General features: G+C 29.5%; 21 protein-coding genes. 13 read left to right on the top strand and 8 right to left on the bottom strand.

What is annotated here, in order from left to right; translation table 11 throughout:
* Together Q4586_RS11745 and Q4586_RS11740 are read left to right on the top strand one after the other, a co-directional pair.
* Window positions 1-951, top strand: coding sequence for a GYDIA family GHMP kinase (locus Q4586_RS11745; RefSeq protein WP_303529147.1), 951 nt, complete (start codon window positions 1-3; stop codon window positions 949-951).
* Window positions 952-1,010: 59 nt separating this feature from the next.
* Window positions 1,011-2,219, top strand: coding sequence for a BaiN/RdsA family NAD(P)/FAD-dependent oxidoreductase (locus Q4586_RS11740; protein WP_303529146.1), 1,209 nt, complete (start codon window positions 1,011-1,013; stop codon window positions 2,217-2,219).
* Window positions 2,220-2,289: 70 nt separating this feature from the next.
* Here Q4586_RS11740 and Q4586_RS11735 read toward each other — a convergent pair whose 3' ends face one another.
* The 5 genes from Q4586_RS11735 to Q4586_RS11715 form a co-directional block, all read right to left on the bottom strand.
* Window positions 2,290-2,736, bottom strand: a complete 447-nt coding sequence (locus tag Q4586_RS11735; RefSeq protein WP_068701241.1) for a KTSC domain-containing protein — start codon at window positions 2,734-2,736, stop codon at window positions 2,290-2,292.
* 84 nt (window positions 2,737-2,820) lie between these two features.
* Complete coding sequence (locus tag Q4586_RS11730) at window positions 2,821-3,441, bottom strand: hypothetical protein (protein WP_303529143.1); 621 nt, start codon at window positions 3,439-3,441, stop codon at window positions 2,821-2,823.
* Window positions 3,442-3,489: 48 nt separating this feature from the next.
* A complete protein-coding gene (locus Q4586_RS11725; RefSeq protein ID WP_303529141.1) occupies window positions 3,490-3,774 on the bottom strand; it encodes a hypothetical protein in 285 nt (94 codons plus the stop codon).
* A gap of 21 nt (window positions 3,775-3,795) precedes the next feature.
* Complete coding sequence (locus Q4586_RS11720; protein WP_068701247.1) at window positions 3,796-4,029, bottom strand: hypothetical protein; 234 nt, start codon at window positions 4,027-4,029, stop codon at window positions 3,796-3,798.
* 90 nt (window positions 4,030-4,119) lie between these two features.
* Window positions 4,120-4,455, bottom strand: coding sequence for a hypothetical protein (locus Q4586_RS11715; RefSeq protein ID WP_068701250.1), 336 nt, complete (start codon window positions 4,453-4,455; stop codon window positions 4,120-4,122).
* Between the two features lie 522 nt (window positions 4,456-4,977).
* On the opposite strand from Q4586_RS11715, the gene Q4586_RS11710 reads away from it, so the two are divergent.
* The 7 genes from Q4586_RS11710 to Q4586_RS11680 are packed head-to-tail and all read left to right on the top strand — an operon-like array spanning window position 4,978 to window position 10,900.
* The gene (locus tag Q4586_RS11710) at window positions 4,978-5,706 is read left to right on the top strand and encodes a sensor histidine kinase (protein ID WP_303529139.1); all 729 of its coding nucleotides are present in this window, start codon (window positions 4,978-4,980) and stop codon (window positions 5,704-5,706) included.
* A complete protein-coding gene (locus Q4586_RS11705; protein WP_068701255.1) occupies window positions 5,699-6,406 on the top strand; it encodes a LytR/AlgR family response regulator transcription factor in 708 nt (235 codons plus the stop codon). Before Q4586_RS11710 ends, Q4586_RS11705 begins: the two co-directional genes overlap by 8 nt.
* 34 nt (window positions 6,407-6,440) lie before the next feature.
* Entirely contained in the window at window positions 6,441-7,520 is a 1,080-nt protein-coding gene (locus tag Q4586_RS11700) for a diphosphomevalonate decarboxylase (protein WP_068701257.1), read from the top strand.
* A 17-nt stretch (window positions 7,521-7,537) separates the two neighbouring features.
* The gene (locus tag Q4586_RS11695) at window positions 7,538-8,032 is read left to right on the top strand and encodes a toxin-antitoxin system YwqK family antitoxin (RefSeq protein WP_068701259.1); all 495 of its coding nucleotides are present in this window, start codon (window positions 7,538-7,540) and stop codon (window positions 8,030-8,032) included.
* A gap of 51 nt (window positions 8,033-8,083) precedes the next feature.
* Entirely contained in the window at window positions 8,084-9,010 is a 927-nt protein-coding gene (locus Q4586_RS11690; protein ID WP_303529137.1) for a mevalonate kinase family protein, read from the top strand.
* Window positions 9,011-9,021: 11 nt separating this feature from the next.
* The gene (locus Q4586_RS11685) at window positions 9,022-9,942 is read left to right on the top strand and encodes a geranylgeranylglycerol-phosphate geranylgeranyltransferase (RefSeq protein WP_303529135.1); all 921 of its coding nucleotides are present in this window, start codon (window positions 9,022-9,024) and stop codon (window positions 9,940-9,942) included.
* A 46-nt stretch (window positions 9,943-9,988) separates the two neighbouring features.
* Window positions 9,989-10,900 (top strand): pseudouridine synthase, encoded by a 912-nt coding sequence (locus tag Q4586_RS11680; RefSeq protein ID WP_141677631.1) that lies wholly within the window; start codon window positions 9,989-9,991, stop codon window positions 10,898-10,900.
* A gap of 39 nt (window positions 10,901-10,939) precedes the next feature.
* Here Q4586_RS11680 and Q4586_RS11675 read toward each other — a convergent pair whose 3' ends face one another.
* Genes Q4586_RS11675 through Q4586_RS11665 form a run of 3 tightly spaced genes read right to left on the bottom strand, consistent with a single transcriptional unit; the run spans window position 10,940 to window position 14,025 of the window.
* The gene (locus Q4586_RS11675) at window positions 10,940-11,308 is read right to left on the bottom strand and encodes a heavy-metal-associated domain-containing protein (RefSeq protein ID WP_068701268.1); all 369 of its coding nucleotides are present in this window, start codon (window positions 11,306-11,308) and stop codon (window positions 10,940-10,942) included.
* A gap of 1 nt (window position 11,309) precedes the next feature.
* The gene (locus Q4586_RS11670) at window positions 11,310-13,559 is read right to left on the bottom strand and encodes a TonB-dependent receptor (RefSeq protein ID WP_303529130.1); all 2,250 of its coding nucleotides are present in this window, start codon (window positions 13,557-13,559) and stop codon (window positions 11,310-11,312) included.
* 55 nt (window positions 13,560-13,614) lie between these two features.
* Window positions 13,615-14,025, bottom strand: coding sequence for an HYC_CC_PP family protein (locus Q4586_RS11665; protein ID WP_303529129.1), 411 nt, complete (start codon window positions 14,023-14,025; stop codon window positions 13,615-13,617).
* Window positions 14,026-14,135: 110 nt separating this feature from the next.
* Between Q4586_RS11665 and Q4586_RS11660 the strand changes: the two genes are divergently transcribed.
* The 4 genes from Q4586_RS11660 (at window position 14,136) to Q4586_RS11645 (ending at window position 17,571) form a co-directional block, all read left to right on the top strand.
* Window positions 14,136-14,588 (top strand): GAF domain-containing protein, encoded by a 453-nt coding sequence (locus Q4586_RS11660; protein WP_303529128.1) that lies wholly within the window; start codon window positions 14,136-14,138, stop codon window positions 14,586-14,588.
* 80 nt (window positions 14,589-14,668) lie between these two features.
* Window positions 14,669-14,794, top strand: a complete 126-nt coding sequence (locus tag Q4586_RS11655) for a hypothetical protein (protein ID WP_262509353.1) — start codon at window positions 14,669-14,671, stop codon at window positions 14,792-14,794.
* 140 nt (window positions 14,795-14,934) lie between these two features.
* The gene (gene purH / locus Q4586_RS11650; RefSeq protein WP_303529126.1) at window positions 14,935-16,461 is read left to right on the top strand and encodes a bifunctional phosphoribosylaminoimidazolecarboxamide formyltransferase/IMP cyclohydrolase; all 1,527 of its coding nucleotides are present in this window, start codon (window positions 14,935-14,937) and stop codon (window positions 16,459-16,461) included.
* Between the two features lie 81 nt (window positions 16,462-16,542).
* Window positions 16,543-17,571, top strand: a complete 1,029-nt coding sequence (locus tag Q4586_RS11645) for a rod shape-determining protein (RefSeq protein ID WP_303529125.1) — start codon at window positions 16,543-16,545, stop codon at window positions 17,569-17,571.
* Window positions 17,572-17,573: the final 2 nt, after the last annotated feature.

Here is a 17,573-nt window from a genome sequence, read left to right as displayed (position 1 = left end):
TTGGATAGATTTTACAGTAACGGAAAATTATTATTGACAGGCGAATATGTAGTTCTTGATGGAGCAACTTCTTTGGCGGTTCCTACAAAATTTGGGCAAGATTTAACTATTCAACCAATTAAAGAACCTCAAATTATTTGGGGTAGTTTTACCAATACTGGCGAATGCTGGTTTGAAGCCACTTTTGATTTACCTAACTTACGATTAACCTCAGCCACTTTTAATTCTGATAAAGAAGGTAGTGCCGAATTTATAGCAGAAACATTATCCGATATTTTACAAGAAGCAAAAAAGTTAAATTCTAATTTTTTAAATTCTGAAAACGGATTTATCGTAAAAACCAATTTAACATTCCCTCAAAATTGGGGACTCGGAAGTTCATCAACTTTAATTAACAACATTGCTACTTGGGCTAATATAAATCCGTTTAAGTTGTTATGGAATGCTTTTTCTGGTAGTGGCTACGACATTGCTTGCGCTAGTAACAAATCGCCTATTTTATATCAACTAAAAAAGAACCTCTCGACTACGCTCGAGTTGAAACCTATTGTTAGCGAGGTAAAATTCAACCCGAATTTTAAAGACGAATTGTTTTTTGTATACTTAAATCAGAAACAAAATAGCAGAGAGGGAATTGCACATTATAAACAACATCGAGAGGTTGCTGAAAATTTAATTCCTGAAATAAATAAGCTTACGCAAGAGTTTTTAAAAGCCAACGCTTCTTTAAATTTAAACAAAATAATATTTGAGCACGAACAATTAATTAGTTCAATTATTAAACAAACACCTGTAAAAAAACGGTTATTTCCTGATTATTTTGGTGAAATAAAAAGTTTAGGCGCATGGGGTGGCGATTTCGTTCTGGCTACAGGAAATGACAACACCTTATCTTATTTTAAACAGAAAGGGTACGATACAATTGTACCTTATAAAGAAATGGTTTTATAAAAAGTTCTTGATACAATTTTGACTAAAAATCAAAATTACTCGAACTAACAAAATACAAAATGAAGAAAGTAATTATAATTGGTGGTGGTGCAGCAGGATATTTTACAGCAATAAATGCAAAAGAAAATAATCCTGATTTAGATATTACGATTCTTGAAAAAGGAAAAGAAGTTTTACAGAAAGTTAAAATTTCAGGTGGTGGACGTTGCAATGTTACACACGCTTGTTTTGAACCTAAAGAACTCGTAAAATTTTATCCTAGAGGAGAAAAAGAACTTTTAGGGCCTTTTCATCAGTTTATGACTGGTGATACTTTTGAGTGGTTTGACGACAGAGGAATTCCTTTAAAAATTGAAAGTGACAATCGTGTATTTCCTGAAGCAAATACATCGCAAGCAATTATTGATTGTTTTCAAAAAAATGTTGATAGTTTAGGTATTACAGTTTTAAAAAATCATGGTGTAAATTCTATCGAACAACAAGAAGAAAAATGGCTTGTAAAAACAAAAAACCAGGAATTTACGGCTGATTTTGTAGTCGTTGCTGCTGGAAGTTCTAAAAAAGTATGGGATTTATGTAAAACACTTAATCATACAATTATTGAACCCGTACCTTCTTTATTTACATTTAATATAAAAGATAAACGAATTATAGATCTAGGCGGTATTGCTGTACCAAATACCGAAGTAAAATTAGCAGGAACAAATTTTGAAAATTCTGGTCCGTTATTAATTACACATTGGGGATTAAGTGGCCCAGCTATTTTAAAACTATCTGCCTTTGGCGCAAGAATATTAGCTGACAAAAATTACCAATACAATGTTATAGTAAATTGGCTAGGGCAAGATTTTGATTTGGTTTTAGAAGAATTATTGCAGTTAAAAAAATCACAACCAAAAAAACAAGTTCATTTAAAATCGCCTTTTACTGATATTCCTCGTCGTTTATGGGAACGTTTTGTTGCCGCTGCAGAAATTAAAACTAATCAAAATTGGGGCGATTTAAGTAATAAACATTTAAATAATTTAGCAACTCAATTGACCAAAGGTTTATTTAATGCTAACGGACGAACCACTTTTAAAGATGAATTTGTTACCGCTGGTGGTGTAGATTTAAAAGAAATAAACTTTAAACGTTTTGAAAGCAAAAAACATAAAAACCTCTTTTTTGTAGGTGAAGTTTTAAATATTGATGCCGTAACTGGCGGATTTAACTTTCAAAATGCTTGGACAGGCGGATTTATTTGTGCAAAAAGTATTGCTGAATAAATTTATTAATAAAAAAAGACCTTTTACTGTATTTAGTAAAAGGTCTTTTTTTATGTTATCCGATTTTAGTTTAAACCGTAGCAGATGCTTTCATCGACTTTCTATAAGTATAAGAATTAAAAATATTTCTTTTACCATAGTTATTAATAGATTTGGCATTAATAAACTTAAGAAATATTTTTTTTGTTACTCCAAAATACTCATAAGTATTACCATCAGTAAAAGTTACCTCCAACAACATACTTTTATGCTGATAATCGGCAACTTTAAACTCGGTAATTGTGGTATTATAAGCCTCTAAATTGTCTTCTTTTGTTTTTGGCGCTATACTTACTAAAAAATGATAACCATCAATAATTTTAGTACTTACCTCTTCGGCTTCTAACTTTTTATCTTCCTCCAAAAACTTATCTGGATGCCATTCTTTTACCAATCCGCGATATGTTTTTTTAAGCTCTTTTAAATCGATAGCTCCTTCTACATTAAAAAGCTTCTTATATTCTTTAATACGTTTCATTTGTATGAAATAATTTAGCCCGCGAAATTAGTTAAATTATCTGAATATGAGCCACAAAGCTATTTTATTTTAGCAAGTAATTATTTAGTAACTCATTACGGTTCCATAGTATAATAATTGAAATGTCTTTACATCTAAAATCAAGCAGTTCATGGCCATCATAATTCCGTAATTAGACTTATCATAAAATAGGTGTTGAAAATAATTTAATTCATTTTCATCGAAATCATAAAAAACATTGCTTGTTTTAAAATGTGAATCTGCAAAATTACTTATTTGAGATAGTTTATGTACATTCATTTTTATTGAGTAATTATACAAACTATCTATTTTAATTTTTAATTGATCACCTTTAAAAGTTAACTCATTATTACTTTGAAAAAGAATGTTTTTATAAAAACCATTGGTTAGCATATCATACAAAACCTGTTCGGTATTTACCTTACTCTGAATTTCTTCAATATATTTTGATACATTATTTGACAAACGATTAAACTCAGCCACTATAATTTTAGTTTTTTGAAACATTAATGGTTTTTGAGCAGCTTGTTTTTCAAAAAAAGAAGTACGCCCTGCAATTACTTCGGTATTTATCCGAATCGCTTCGGTAATCGATTTATGTGCGGTATAGGTAGAAAGTTTATGCTGTGCTTGTATTGAAACGCACATTAAAAACACCGTAAAAAAAAGAAGCCTATTTTTCATAAAATAATTTTACTGAAAGATAGGCTATTTTATTAACTTTTTTAGCTGTTATTCTTCTTCATAACAGTTAAAAACAATGGTATATCCATATTCAATGGCTTCATTGTATAATTCTTTTTGATCTTCATCAACATCAGTTACAGAATCAAGTGTAAAATACTCTTCTTCTATTTCAGTTACTTTCCATCCTTCAGATTTTATGTAATATTTGGCAAGTCTAAGTGCGCCTTCAATATCTTTATAATCGATATATAAACTTACATAAGCTCCTAAAACCTCGTCGTAATGTTCAGATGATTTTTTTGGTTTTGCTAAAGCATTTATTAAAAACATAATTTTATTTTTTTAGTTTAATTAAGCGAGTTCTCCTCTATGTGGTTTTAAAGCGTCTCTAAAAGTTTTCATATTACTTTCATCAACAATAATAAAAGCAATGGTATGCATTGGGTTTAATTCTTTATGATTTACTTCGTGATATGTTAACTGATCAATTTGTGCAAATTCCTTTAAATGAATACAATGATGCTTTGCGGTTGCTAATCCGTCAGGGCCTTTAAAATCCCATATTAGTTTTATTTTTCTATCCACAATTTATGTGTTTTATAAAAACAAAAATACTCATTTCTATGATTGAAATGAGCATTTAAATAAACTAACTGATTTTAAGAATTTTGCTATTTACTTTTTCTTAATTGCTAAACCTATAAGTCCTAATCTTCCTATTAAAAAAATTACCATACCAAAAGTTGGCTCTAATAAACTATACTTCATACCTCCAGCCAAAACTTGTGGAGCTATTTCATTTGCTCTTTCCATAACCCCAAGTGCTTCTATCCAACCAATAACAAAACATAAAACTCCAAAAAACAAAGCAAACAAACTAATCTCTTTTATTAAGTTTGAGTTTTTATCTGTGTTGTTTTTAATTCCTTTAAAAATAAAAAACACTACCAGTATTAGTAAAATTAACAATGGTATTCTAAATTCTAAAGCGCCATCTGTAATAAATCTCATAATATTATATTTTAAGTTATTTTATGGTAAAAGTATATTCAACTTATAATTCTTTTTATTTAAATAGATAGATCGACAATTTAAGTACATAGATAACAAGAATAGCGCTTAAACACTAAATTATGTAAAACAACTCACTAAAGATGCAATTAATCGCATATTATTTTTTTATTAGTAAAAAAAATGTTCATTTGTAAAATGAAAAAAAAAATTCAGTGTCTTTTAAAAAAAACGATATTGCACCTATTTTTTTGGCTTATTGTATATTTTTTCTTTTATTCTTTTTTTAGTATTGGCTCCGCAAATATTAATTTTTTACTTTACTTTTCAATAACACTCTCTGCAATCGCAATAAGTGGCTCATATGTTATAGGTTATAAATTAATTCCAGAGTTTTTAATATTAGAAAAATATTGGAAATTCTCTCTTTACGTAAGCTATCTAATAATTTTTATACTTTTTAGTGTTTTAGTAACTGTGCTTTTTGGATTTATGTTCTTTTTCAATCTAGAATATAAACAAATGCCCGATTTAACAAAAAACAGCTATGTAATATTTGTTTGTGTTATTTTAACAATAGTATTGTTTACGAGCTTCAAAATATTAAAACACAATCACAAATCTACAGAAGATAAAAAAGATATTGAAAACAAATTCTTGGCAACGCAACTACAATTAAAAGAACAAGAATTGAAGTTCTTAAAAATGCAAATTCACCCGCATTTTTTATTCAATACTTTAAACACCTTGTATGGTTTTGCTTTAAAAAAAGCAGATGATGCTCCTGAAATGATTTTAAAACTATCAAACTTATTAGATTATATTTTGTATCAAGTAGACAAACCTTTGGTTTTTTTAGAAGATGAAATTAGTCATATTGAAAACTACATTTCGCTAGAAAAGATGCGCTTTCAGGAAAGTTTAAGTATCAACTTCATCAAAGAAACCGATTTAAAAAACATCCAAATTGCACCGATGTTATTATTACCTTTTGTAGAAAATGCCTTTAAGCATGGTTCACAAATTAACGATGTTTTAAAAATCAACATCTATCTAAAAACCACGAATGATTTCTTGTTTTTTGAGATTAATAATTCAACAAAAAATAACTCAACCTTAAAAAAGGGGATTGGATTAGATAATATTAGAAAAAGATTAAATATGTTGTACAATAATAAACACCAACTAAACATTGCCCGAAATGAAAATTTATTTAATGTTCAATTAAAAATTTCCTTAAAAAATGGCTAATATACTCCGTTGTGTTATTGTTGATGATGAACCTATGGCTAGAGAAATTATAGCAACTTATATAAAAAAAACACCAAACTTACACCTAATAAAAACCTGTAAAAATGCCTCTGAAGCAATTATTTTTACACAAACTAACGAAGTTGATTTGTTTTTTTTAGACATTAATATGCCCGAAATAAATGGCTTGAGTTTGGCTAAAATCATCAATAAAAAATCAAAAATTATTTTTACCACCGCTTATAGAGATTATGCTGTTGACGGTTTTAATTTAAACGTGGTAGATTATTTATTAAAACCAATTGCTTTTGATCGTTTTTTACAGGCTACGCAAAAAGTGCTTCAACAAAATATTACTGTAAACGCTTCGCTAAACAAAGAGTTAGAAAAAGATTTTATTTTTGTTAGAGCTGACAGAAAAATGATAAAAATAAACCTAAACAATATCTTATACGCAGAAAGTTTAGGCGATTATTTAAAAATTTTTACTGATAACACAACTATTGTTACTCGAGAAACTATGAGTAATTTATTATCTAAACTACCAATTAATCAATTTTTACGAATTCATCGATCTTATATTATTTCTATTCAAAAAATAAGTTCTTATACAAACGAATTTATTGAAATTGAGAGAAAAGCAATACCAATAAGCAGAAGCTATAAAGAATCCGTTTTGCAAAAATTAGCACAAGTGTAGGGTAAATTTTATCTTTACAGCAAAATTTTACACGTTGAATACATCAGAATTTATATTTTCTTCAGAAGAAAAAACAGTAAAAAACTTATCAACTTCTTGGCAAACACCAAGTAATATTGCTTTGGTAAAATATTGGGGAAAAAGTGATCCCCAAATACCAAAAAATGCCTCTATAAGTTTTACGCTTAATAATTGTCATACTAACACAGCAATTGATTTCGAAAAAAAAGAAAACAATACTGTTGTTGATTTTGAATTATTTTTTGAAGGAAAAAAGAAGGATGATTTTAAACCAAAAATTGCAAAATTCTTTGAGCGAATAGCAGTCTATTGCCCATATATTTTAGATTATAGAATGGTGATTTCGTCTGAAAATTCTTTCCCACACAGTAGTGGAATTGCTTCTTCAGCAAGTGGTATGAGTGCGATAGCAATGTGTCTATTAAGTTTAGAAAAAGAACTAAACCCTAATTTAACTGATACTTATATTAATAAAAAAGCTTCTTTTTTAGCACGTTTAGGCTCTGGTAGTGCTAGTAGAAGTATTGAAGGCCCTTTAGTTGTTTGGGGAACACATCCTGAAATAGAAGGAAGTTCAGATTTATTTGGTGTAAAATATCCATACAAAGTACATCCAGTTTTTGAAAACTATTGCGACACTATTTTATTGGTTGATAAAGGAGAAAAGCAAGTTTCATCAACCGTAGGGCATAACTTAATGCACAATCATCCGTATGCTCAACAGCGCTTTAAGCAAGCCAATGATAATTTAACCAAATTGTCAGAAATTCTTCAAAACGGAAATATTAAAGAATTTATCAACTTAGTAGAAAGTGAAGCTTTAACCTTGCATGCTATGATGCTTACAAGTAATCCATATTTTATATTAATGAAGCCAAACACTTTAGAAGTTATTAATAAAATTTGGGAATACAGAGAACAAAATGACAGTAATATTTGTTTTACATTAGACGCTGGTGCCAATGTACATGTTTTATATCCAAACATCGAAAAAACTGATATTGAAAACTTTATTAAAAACACATTAGCCAATTACTGCCAAAAAAATCAGTATATTTGTGATAATGTGGGCTTTGGAGCAAAGGCTCTTTAACTTAAATTCTCTGCCGTATGAAAACTTCAGCATTAATAATTACTGTATTTATTTGTTTTTTTTCTGCAGCAATAAATGCACAAGAAACAATTTGGTTTGATACCAATTGGCAAGAAACTACTAAAGAAAACCATGAATATTACCGACCTGCACCAAAAAAAATTAAAAATGGCTTTTGGTTAGTTGATTACCACAAAAATGGTAAAGTTCAAATGGAAGGTTTTAGCACTAAAAAAACTCCAAATCAAGAAGTTTTTGATGGTTTAGTGATGTATTATCATGCAAGCGGAAACATTTTTCACAAAGCCAACTATGTAAACGGAAAACTTGATGGTGTTCGTAAGGTATTTTACGAAACAGGAGAACTTAAAGAACAAGGAAAATATACCGACGGGCAAAGAAATGGCGTTTGGAAAACTTTTTATAAAAACGGAAAAATAGAAACCAAAGGAAAATATCGTAATAACGAAAAAGTAGGCGTTTGGAAAACTTTTTACAAAAACGTATACTAGTTTGTAAACTAACGCTTTTACTTGTACTTTTGCTAAGTAATTAAATCAACTATGAAAGGACCTTTATTTTATGCTAAAATATTACTTTTTGGAGAATACGGAATTATAAAAGACTCCAAAGGTCTTGCTATTCCCTTTAATTCTTACAAGGGTGTTTTAAAATCAGCAACAAATTTAACCGGTGAAGCCGAAAAGTCAAACCATAATTTAACACGTTTTTACAATTACTTAAACGATTTAAACTCTGATTTAGTTTCTTTTGATTTAATTTCTTTTAAAAATGATATTGACAATGGTATGTACTTTGACTCGTCTATTCCGCAAGGATATGGAGTAGGAAGTTCAGGAGCTTTAGTTGCTTCTATTTACGACAAATATGCAACAAACAAAATTACCGTTTTAGAAAACTTAACCCGTGATAAGTTATTAGTTTTAAAACAGATTTTTTCTTTGATGGAATCTTTTTTTCACGGTAAAAGTTCTGGGTTAGATCCTTTAAACTCTTATCTAAGTTTACCTATTTTAATCAATTCAAAAGAACATATAGAACCAGCAGGTATTCCATCTCAAAAAGAAGGAAAAGGTGCTGTATTTTTATTAGATTCTGAACAAATTGGAGAAACAGAACCAATGGTAAACATCTTTATGAATAAGATGAAGAATGAAGGATTCCGTAAAATGATAAGCGAAGAATTTTCTTTACACACCAATGCTTGTATCGATAATTTTTTACACGGCGATATAAAATCATTATTTGGTAATGTAAAAAAATTATCGAAAGTTGTTTTAACCAACTTCAAACCAATGATTCCGAGTGCTTTTCACAAGATTTGGGAAAAAGGAATCCAAACAAATGAATACTACTTAAAACTTTGTGGCTCTGGAGGTGGAGGTTATATTTTAGGTTTTACTGAAGATTATGAAAAAGCCAAAACAAGTTTAAAAGATTATAAATTAGAACTAGTGTATCGATTTTAAAATGCAATTTAATGAGTAGTGCATTAAAATTAAATACATTAATTAAAAAAATATTTAGCCTCTTATCAGTTATTAGAGGATATAATATATTAGTATTAATAGCAGCCCAATATTTGGCTGCTATTTTTATTTTTTCTGAACAAAAATCGGTAAAACCTGTGCTTTTTGATTGGCATTTACTATACTTAGTAATTGCTACAGTTACCACGGTTGCTGCCGGATATATCATTAACAACTTTTATGATGAAAAGTCAGATAAAATAAACCGTCCTATAAAAACTGGAGTTGATGCTTACATTAAACAAGAAACAAAATTATCACTTTACTTCTTATTAAACTTTATTGGATTTGGTTTTGGCTGGCTAGTTTCTTTAAGAGCTGCTTTTTTCTTTGCCATCTATATTTTTGGTATATGGTTTTACTCTCATAAACTTAAAAAATATCCTCTTATAGGGTTAATTAGTGCTACAATCTTAACAATACTACCTTTTTTTGTAGTTTTTGTACATTATAAAAATTTCTCTGAAGTAATTTTTGTACACGCTATTTTTCTTTTTTTAATTATAATGATTCGTGAATTAATAAAAAAACTAGAAAACATAAAAGGGGCAATCATAAATAATTATAGTACTTTCCCTGTAAAATACGGTGAAGAAATCACTAAAAAATTAATCATTTTATTAATGATTTTTACGCTGATTCCTGTCGGAATATTATTCAATTACCCAGCAATTGAGTATATGAAATATTATTTTTATTTAACTGCTATTGTATTATTCTTTATTGGTTTTTACACTTGGAAAGCAACAAAAACAAATCAATACCGCCTATTACATAACGTTTTAAAGATATTATTATTAATAGGAGTTTTTAGTTTGCTTTTTATTGATAAATCATTAATTTTAGACAAAGTCGTACATGTTTTAGATTAACACTCAAATATTTACTGTACATTTGCACCCTTTTTAAAACAAAATTATGAACTCAAAAAAATCGTCGAGAGGACGACAAGCTGACAGAAACAGCAATCCTCAAGAAAAAAAATCTTTTAAAACTGATAGAAGCAACAATTCTTCTGATAAAAAAAGATTTGTAACTAGCGCTTCTGACAACAGAAAACAGTTTAAAAAAGATTTTAAAAAATCACAAGCTAGTAAAACAACTCAAAAAAACACTGAAGATACTGGTATTCGTTTAAATAAATATATCTCAAATTCAGGAATTTGTTCTCGTAGAGAAGCAGATACTTATATTGAACACGGTAGTGTTTCTGTTAACGGAAAATTAATGACTCAAATGGGTTACAAAGTACAACCTACTGATGAAGTTCGTTTTGACGGAACCTTAATTTCAATAGAACAAAAACGTTATATTTTATTAAACAAACCTAAAAATTACATTACAACCATGGAGGATGACCGTGGACGTAAAACTGTAATGGAAATTATTGCTAACGCGACTAAAGAACGTATTTATCCTGTTGGAAGATTAGATAGAAATACCACTGGATTATTACTATTTACAAACGATGGTGAATTAGCTAAAAAATTAACACACCCAAAGCATAACGTACGTAAACTATACCATGCCTCATTAGATAAAAAATTAACCTTAGCTGATTTAGACAAATTACGAGGGGAAGTAATTATTGAAGGACGAAAAGTTTTTATTGATGCCGTTTCTTATGTAGAAGGCGAACGTAAAACCGAAGTTGGTATTGAAATACACTCTGGAAGAAATAGAATTGTACGTAAAATATTTGAAAACTTTGGATATACAGTTACAAAACTAGATCGTGTGGTTTTTGCTGGTATGACAAAAAAGAATTTACCTCGCGGTAGATGGCGTGAATTAACCAGTCAAGAAGTAAACACTTTACAAATGTTATAAAAAAAATCCCGAGTTTAAAACTCGGGATTTTTAATTTACTTATTTTTCTTTTTTATGATCTTCCTTTATTTCTTCACTCCTATACTTACAACAGGGGTGCAAATTATCATAAGCCTCTTTAGTTGCTTTTATTGCTTTAGTATCATGACCTACATTTGCTACATTCTGCTGAATGGTTTTAATGGTTGTTTTACGCTCATCAATAATTAACTTTAGCTCATGCGTTTTCACATTCCATTGCGCATACTTAACACCCTTACCATTTAAAGCAGCTTTTTCAATACGTCCTTTACACATCATACAAACACCGTCTACATCAATAGATACTTTGGCGTTTTTTTTCTTTTTTTGTGCTGATAAAGATACACTCATCAACAAAACTACTAGTACTAATACTGTTTTTTTCATCTTAATCTATTTTAAATCTTAAACCTGTATAAAAATTACTTCCAAATACTGGAGCATATATAATAGTGGTATCAAAGTTTGCACCAAAAGGATTGTCGCTTCCAAGTATCGGATTTTTTTGTTTATAATTTGTTATATTTTCTGCGCCGGCATATATCTCAAACTTTTTAGAAAACACTTTTGTTATTTGAGTGTTTAGTAAATTATAACTTTTTGAATATACTGGTAATTGGTATTCAACTGAGTTAAGTTGTGTATTAGGTAATCGCTGTTTACCAACCCAATTATAAGTTATATCAAATTTCCAATGCGCATCATTTTCATTTTTTTCAGTTTCGTACGATATATTTGCAAAAAAGCGATGTTTAGCTTGTAAAGCCTTATCTAAGTTTCCTGTTTTATAATCCGTATTAACATCATAATACTTATAAGAAAAACGCGTATTAAAATATGGTATTATATTTTGATTTACCTCTACTTGAAAACTATTGGCAACACTATTTCCTTTTAAATTATAAAATGATATTTCTTGCGGATTTTCCCAGTCTACAACCACCTGATTTTCGAAATCTGTTCTGTAAAAGTCAAAAGTTATATCACCTTTCTTTCCAAACAACTTATAACCTTGCAAAAATGAAACTCCATAATTCCAAGCTGTTTCAGGATCTAATCCATATATATTACCCCCAGCTTTATCAATATTAATTTGCCTTGATGATGCAAAAAATTGTTGATTTTCTGCAAAAATATTCGCACTACGTTTTCCTCTTCCTATTGATGCTCTAAACACCCCTTTTTCCCAAGGCACATATCTAATATGTAAACGAGGTGTAATAAATGTTCCTAATAAATTATGTGTATCAACTCTTAAACCTGCTGTTACACTTATATTATCAGAATTATCATAGGCATATTCAAAAAATGCTCCTACTGAATTCTCTTTGCGATCGTAATTATTAATTGTATTAATTTTTACAAATTCATCATATTTATCGTAAGTAAAGCTAAGCCCTGTTTTAAATTTATTTCTGGTATCACCAATAATTGAATTAAAAGTAAAACTACTAAAAAAACTTTGATGCTTAATATTATAATCCCTTAAGCCAAAGTATGATTCTTGCTTATGATCACTATAAGCTGCTTGTAAACCCATACTTTGAAAAGGCAAATCAGGAAAAACATAACCTATTTTTGCTGAGGCATCAAATCGAGATGTATTTATTTCACTACCCCAAACAGTAGTTGACCCTTTATCTATATCTGGATTAAAATTAATTTGCCCTACTTGTTTTTGATCATCTAAATATCTAAAATTGATAAAACTTACCCAACCTTTTTCAGCATCAACATATTGCCAACGGTTCATTATATTTATTTGTTCCGCAAGCGGATTATCTAAAAAACCATCATTGTTTTTATCAAATTTTTCTCCTCTATAATTTCCATGAACATACAAACCTGTTTGCCATTTCTTGCTTATTTTTTTATTCAAATGAGTATTCAGCTCTAACCTACCTCCTGCTGAGCCATATACATTTGCAAAAAAACGATGATTTGTATACGGTTTTACCAACTCTGCATTTATTTGACCCGAAATACTTTCGTACCCATTTACAACACTACCTGCCCCTTTGGTTATCTGAATACTTTCTACCCAAGTACCAGGAGTAAATGAAAGCCCAAATACCTGAGAAGCTCCTCGTATAGATGGAATATTTTCTTGCGTAATTAACAAGTAAGGACTAGTTAAGCCTAACATTTGTATTTGCTTAGTACCTGTTAAAGCATCAGAAAAATTAACATCTATTGATGGATTTGTTTCAAAACTTTCAGCTAAATTACAACAGGCTGCTTTTAAAAGTTCTTCACTATTAATCATCATTACATTTTGTGCCTCTAAGTACGATTTTTGAGTGGCGCTTTTTTTAGCTTTTATGGTTACTTCTTTTAAAGTATTACTTTCTTTTAAAAAATGATGTATTGGTTTTAAATTATTTATTGTAATAGTATCTGTTTTAAAACCAACAAAACTAACTACTAGTTTTTTATATTCTGATTTATAGGGTATGGTAAACCATCCTTTTTCGTTTGTAGTTGTTCCTATGTTTGTGTTTAACCAGTAAACACTTGCTCCATAGATTCCTAAATTGTCTTTAGATCCGTTTTTGTCCATAATCATCCCTTTAAATTTTTCTTGAGAAAAAGAGATAGTAGACATCAGTATAAACATACCGATTATATGTATTTTCATTATTTTTATATCATATTAAGTTTTACAATTCTTGTTATTTAATAGAATTGTAAAATCAAATGATAAATACTTCGTGAAGAACCTGAATATCAAAAACTAAATTAGGCGGAGAATAATATTGGTGAGTTAAAGATTGTTTATCTAAAGTTTGAAACAATAATTTAAATGAAGCACAAAAAGCTAAAATGAATTTAGCTTGATTGAAACTTATTTTTTCTGAAGAAGATTTCTGAATATCATCTTGTCCATTAATTTGATGAATCTCATCTTTACAACATTTTTTTTTCTTAGTTGTAGTTGCACAATCGTCTTTTTGACCTTTATTACAAGAGTTTGCTTCACCTACATAAGAAATATCTACCAAAAAATCACCACAAAAATGCTTTTCTATCGTAAAAGAGAACGTAGAAAACAACACTAATAGCGCCAATAATACGGTTGATATTTTAGTAAATACTTGTTTCATTGACTACAAAGGTACAAAAAAATAAAAAATTGTTTTTTAAAACAATTGTTAAATCTATTTTTGCAAGTTCTTAATTCAATTTACGATTAAGTATATAAAACTCATTAACAATGAACTTACTAGAATTAAAAAAAAACATAAATAAAATATCAGAAAGTAATATTACTAAAGAAAATAAATTGCAACAAATTTGTGATTACTTAGCAGCTGAAATTTCATATTACGACTGGGTAGGGTTTTATTTTAAAAACGGAGATAAAGATGAATTAAAATTAGCGCAATTTAATGGAGAGCCTACAGATCACACAATTATTCCTTTCGGAAAAGGTATTTGTGGTCAAGTTGCTGTTAGTAATGAAAACTTTGTAGTACAAGATGTGCAAGAGCAAGATAATTATATTTCTTGTGGATGGAAGGTTAAATCAGAAATTGTAATTCCTATTTTTGTTAATAAAGAAAATGTTGGGCAAATAGACATTGACTCCCATACAGTTAATCCATTTACGGAAAATGATGAAGAATTATTAGAACATGTTTGTAAAAAAGTCGCTCTTTTTATATAATTACCCTATAAACACTTGACTATTAAGATTATTATATATATTTTCGTATTCTTAAATAACCCCACATAATCCCCTAAATTATGAGTACTAAAGAATATCCTTCTTACGCTGCATTAGGCAACACTAATGCTCGTACAAAATCTCAACAATCATTATTAGAAAAATTTACTTTATGGTTTCGCGATTTTTTAGAAAACGCTGAATAATATTTTTCTTTTTTTAATGTAAAAAACACCATCAAATTTTTAAAAATTTTGATGGTGTTTTTATTTAGCAATAACCTAAAATAACTATTGTGTAAACTTTACTGTTTTAGTAGCTTTGCTAGCTTAACAACACAACAATAATGAGCAGTACAAAAACTATTAAATCAGCACTAATATCCGTATTTCACAAAGATGGATTGGAGCCAATTGTAAAAAAATTAAACGAATTAGGTGTTACAATATACTCAACTGGAGGTACTGAAACATTTATTAAAGAATTAGGTATCGATGTAGTTCCGGTAGAAGATGTAACTTCTTACCCATCAATTTTAGGAGGACGTGTAAAAACATTACACCCTAAAGTATTTGGAGGTATTTTAAACCGTCAAGATCATGATGGCGATGTTGCTGAAATGAAAGAATATAACATTCCGCAACTAGATTTAGTAATAGTAGATTTATACCCTTTTGAAAAAACAGTCGCATCTGGTGCTCCTGAACAAGATATTATTGAAAAAATTGATATTGGAGGAATTTCATTAATTCGAGCTGCGGCAAAAAACTTTAAAGACACTGTACTGGTTTCTTCTATGGATCAATATGCAGATTTCCTAACGCTTATTAGCGCAAATAACGGAACCACATCAATAAACGATAGAAAAAAATTAGCTGCAAAAGCTTTTAATATTTCTTCTCATTACGACACCGCTATTTTTAATTATTTTAATGAAGACGAAGTTGTTTATAAAGCAAGTGAATCGATTTCTAAAACCTTAAGATATGGGGAAAACCCACATCAAAAAGGATATTTCTTTGGAGATTTAGAAGCAATGTTTAATAAGCTACACGGAAAAGAATTAAGTTACAATAATCTTTTAGACGTAGATGCTGCTGTAAACTTGATGAATGAATTTACAGGAGAAGCACCAACATTTGCAATTTTAAAACACAATAACGCATGTGGTTTTGCGCAAAGAGAAACCATTTACCAAGCCTATACAGATGCTTTAGCTGGTGATCCTGTTTCTGCTTTTGGTGGTATTTTAATTTCAAACACAAAGATAGATAAAGCTACTGCTGAAGAAATTCATAAATTATTTTGTGAAGTTGTAATCGCCCCTTCATATGACGATGATGCTTTAAGCGTTTTAAAAGGTAAGAAAAATAGGGTTTTATTAATTCAAAAAGAAATTGAATTACCAAAACAAACTGTAAGAACTGCTTTAAATGGTGTTTTAATTCAAGATAAAGATTTTATTACAGATAAATTAAGTGATTTATCGTACCCTACAAATACTAAACCATCAGAAAGTGAGTTAAATGATTTGTTATTTGCCTCTAAATTATGTAAAAACACAAAATCGAATACAATTATTTTAGTAAAAAACAAACAATTATTAGCTGGTGGAACTGGGCAAACAAGTAGAGTTGACGCTTTAAAACAAGCCATTGAAAAAGCCAATAGTTTTAATTTTGATTTAAAAGGAGCGGTGATGGCTAGTGATGCATTTTTCCCTTTTCCTGATTGTGTAGAAATTGCAAATAACGCAGGTATACAAAGCGTAATTCAACCTGGTGGATCAATTAAAGATCAACTAAGTATAGATTACTGTAATAACAACAATGTTTCAATGGTTTTTACAGGAACCAGACATTTTAAACATTAATTAAAATCAATGTAAAATACCCACAGATTTTTATTAGATTTGTGAGAATACATTAAAAACAAGTAAAACAACGTACTTTATATGGGATTTTTCGATTTTATGACGGAAGATATTGCAGTCGATTTAGGTACTGCCAATACACTTATAATCCACAATGGTAAAGTTGTCATCGACAATCCCTCTATTGTAGCACGTAACAGACTGACTGGCAAAATTATTGCTACCGGTCATGAAGCTAACAGAATGCAAGGAAAAACGCATGAAAACATTAAAACTATCCGTCCGTTAAAAGATGGTGTTATTGCTGATTTCCAAGCATCTGAAGAGATGATTAAAGAGTTTGTTAAGCAAATTCCGGCCATAAAAAAGAAACTTTTCCCTCCTTCATTACGAATGGTTATCTGTATTCCTTCTGGCATTACTGAAGTAGAAAAACGAGCAGTTATCGACTCTGGTCGCCATATGAATGCGAAAGAGATTTATTTAATTTATGAACCTATGGCAGCCGCAATTGGTGTTGGTGTTGATATTATGGAACCTAAGGGTAACATGATTATTGATATAGGTGGTGGTACTACTGAAATTGCAGTAATTGCATTAGCTGGTATTGTTTGTGACCAATCAGTAAAAGTTGCTGGTGATTTATTTACAAGCGATATTATGTACTATATGCGCACCCAACATAACTTGTATGTTGGTGATACAACTGCCGAAAAAATAAAAATACAAATAGGTTCTGCTACGGAAGATCTAGAAAATCCTCCAGAAGATATGATGGTACAAGGACGAGATTTACTAAGCGGTAAACCTAAACAAGTACAAGTATCGTATCGAGAAATTGCAAAAGCCCTAGATAAATCTATTTTACGTATTGAAGATGCAGTTATGGAAACCTTATCAAAAACCCCACCTGAATTAGCTGCCGATATATATAATACTGGTATTTATTTAGCTGGTGGTGGCTCAATGTTAAGAGGTTTAGATAAACGTTTATCTAGAAAAACTGATTTACCTGTTTATGTTGCCGAAGATCCTTTACGTGCAGTTGTAAGAGGTACCGGAATTGCATTAAAAAACCTTGAAAAATACAAATCTGTATTAATCAAATAAAT

The organism is Tenacibaculum soleae, assembly GCF_030549005.1.
In the GTDB taxonomy this organism is placed as follows: domain Bacteria; phylum Bacteroidota; class Bacteroidia; order Flavobacteriales; family Flavobacteriaceae; genus Polaribacter; species Polaribacter soleae.
Note: the sequence above shows the minus strand (reverse complement) of the source record. Positions and strands in the feature narration are given on the sequence as shown.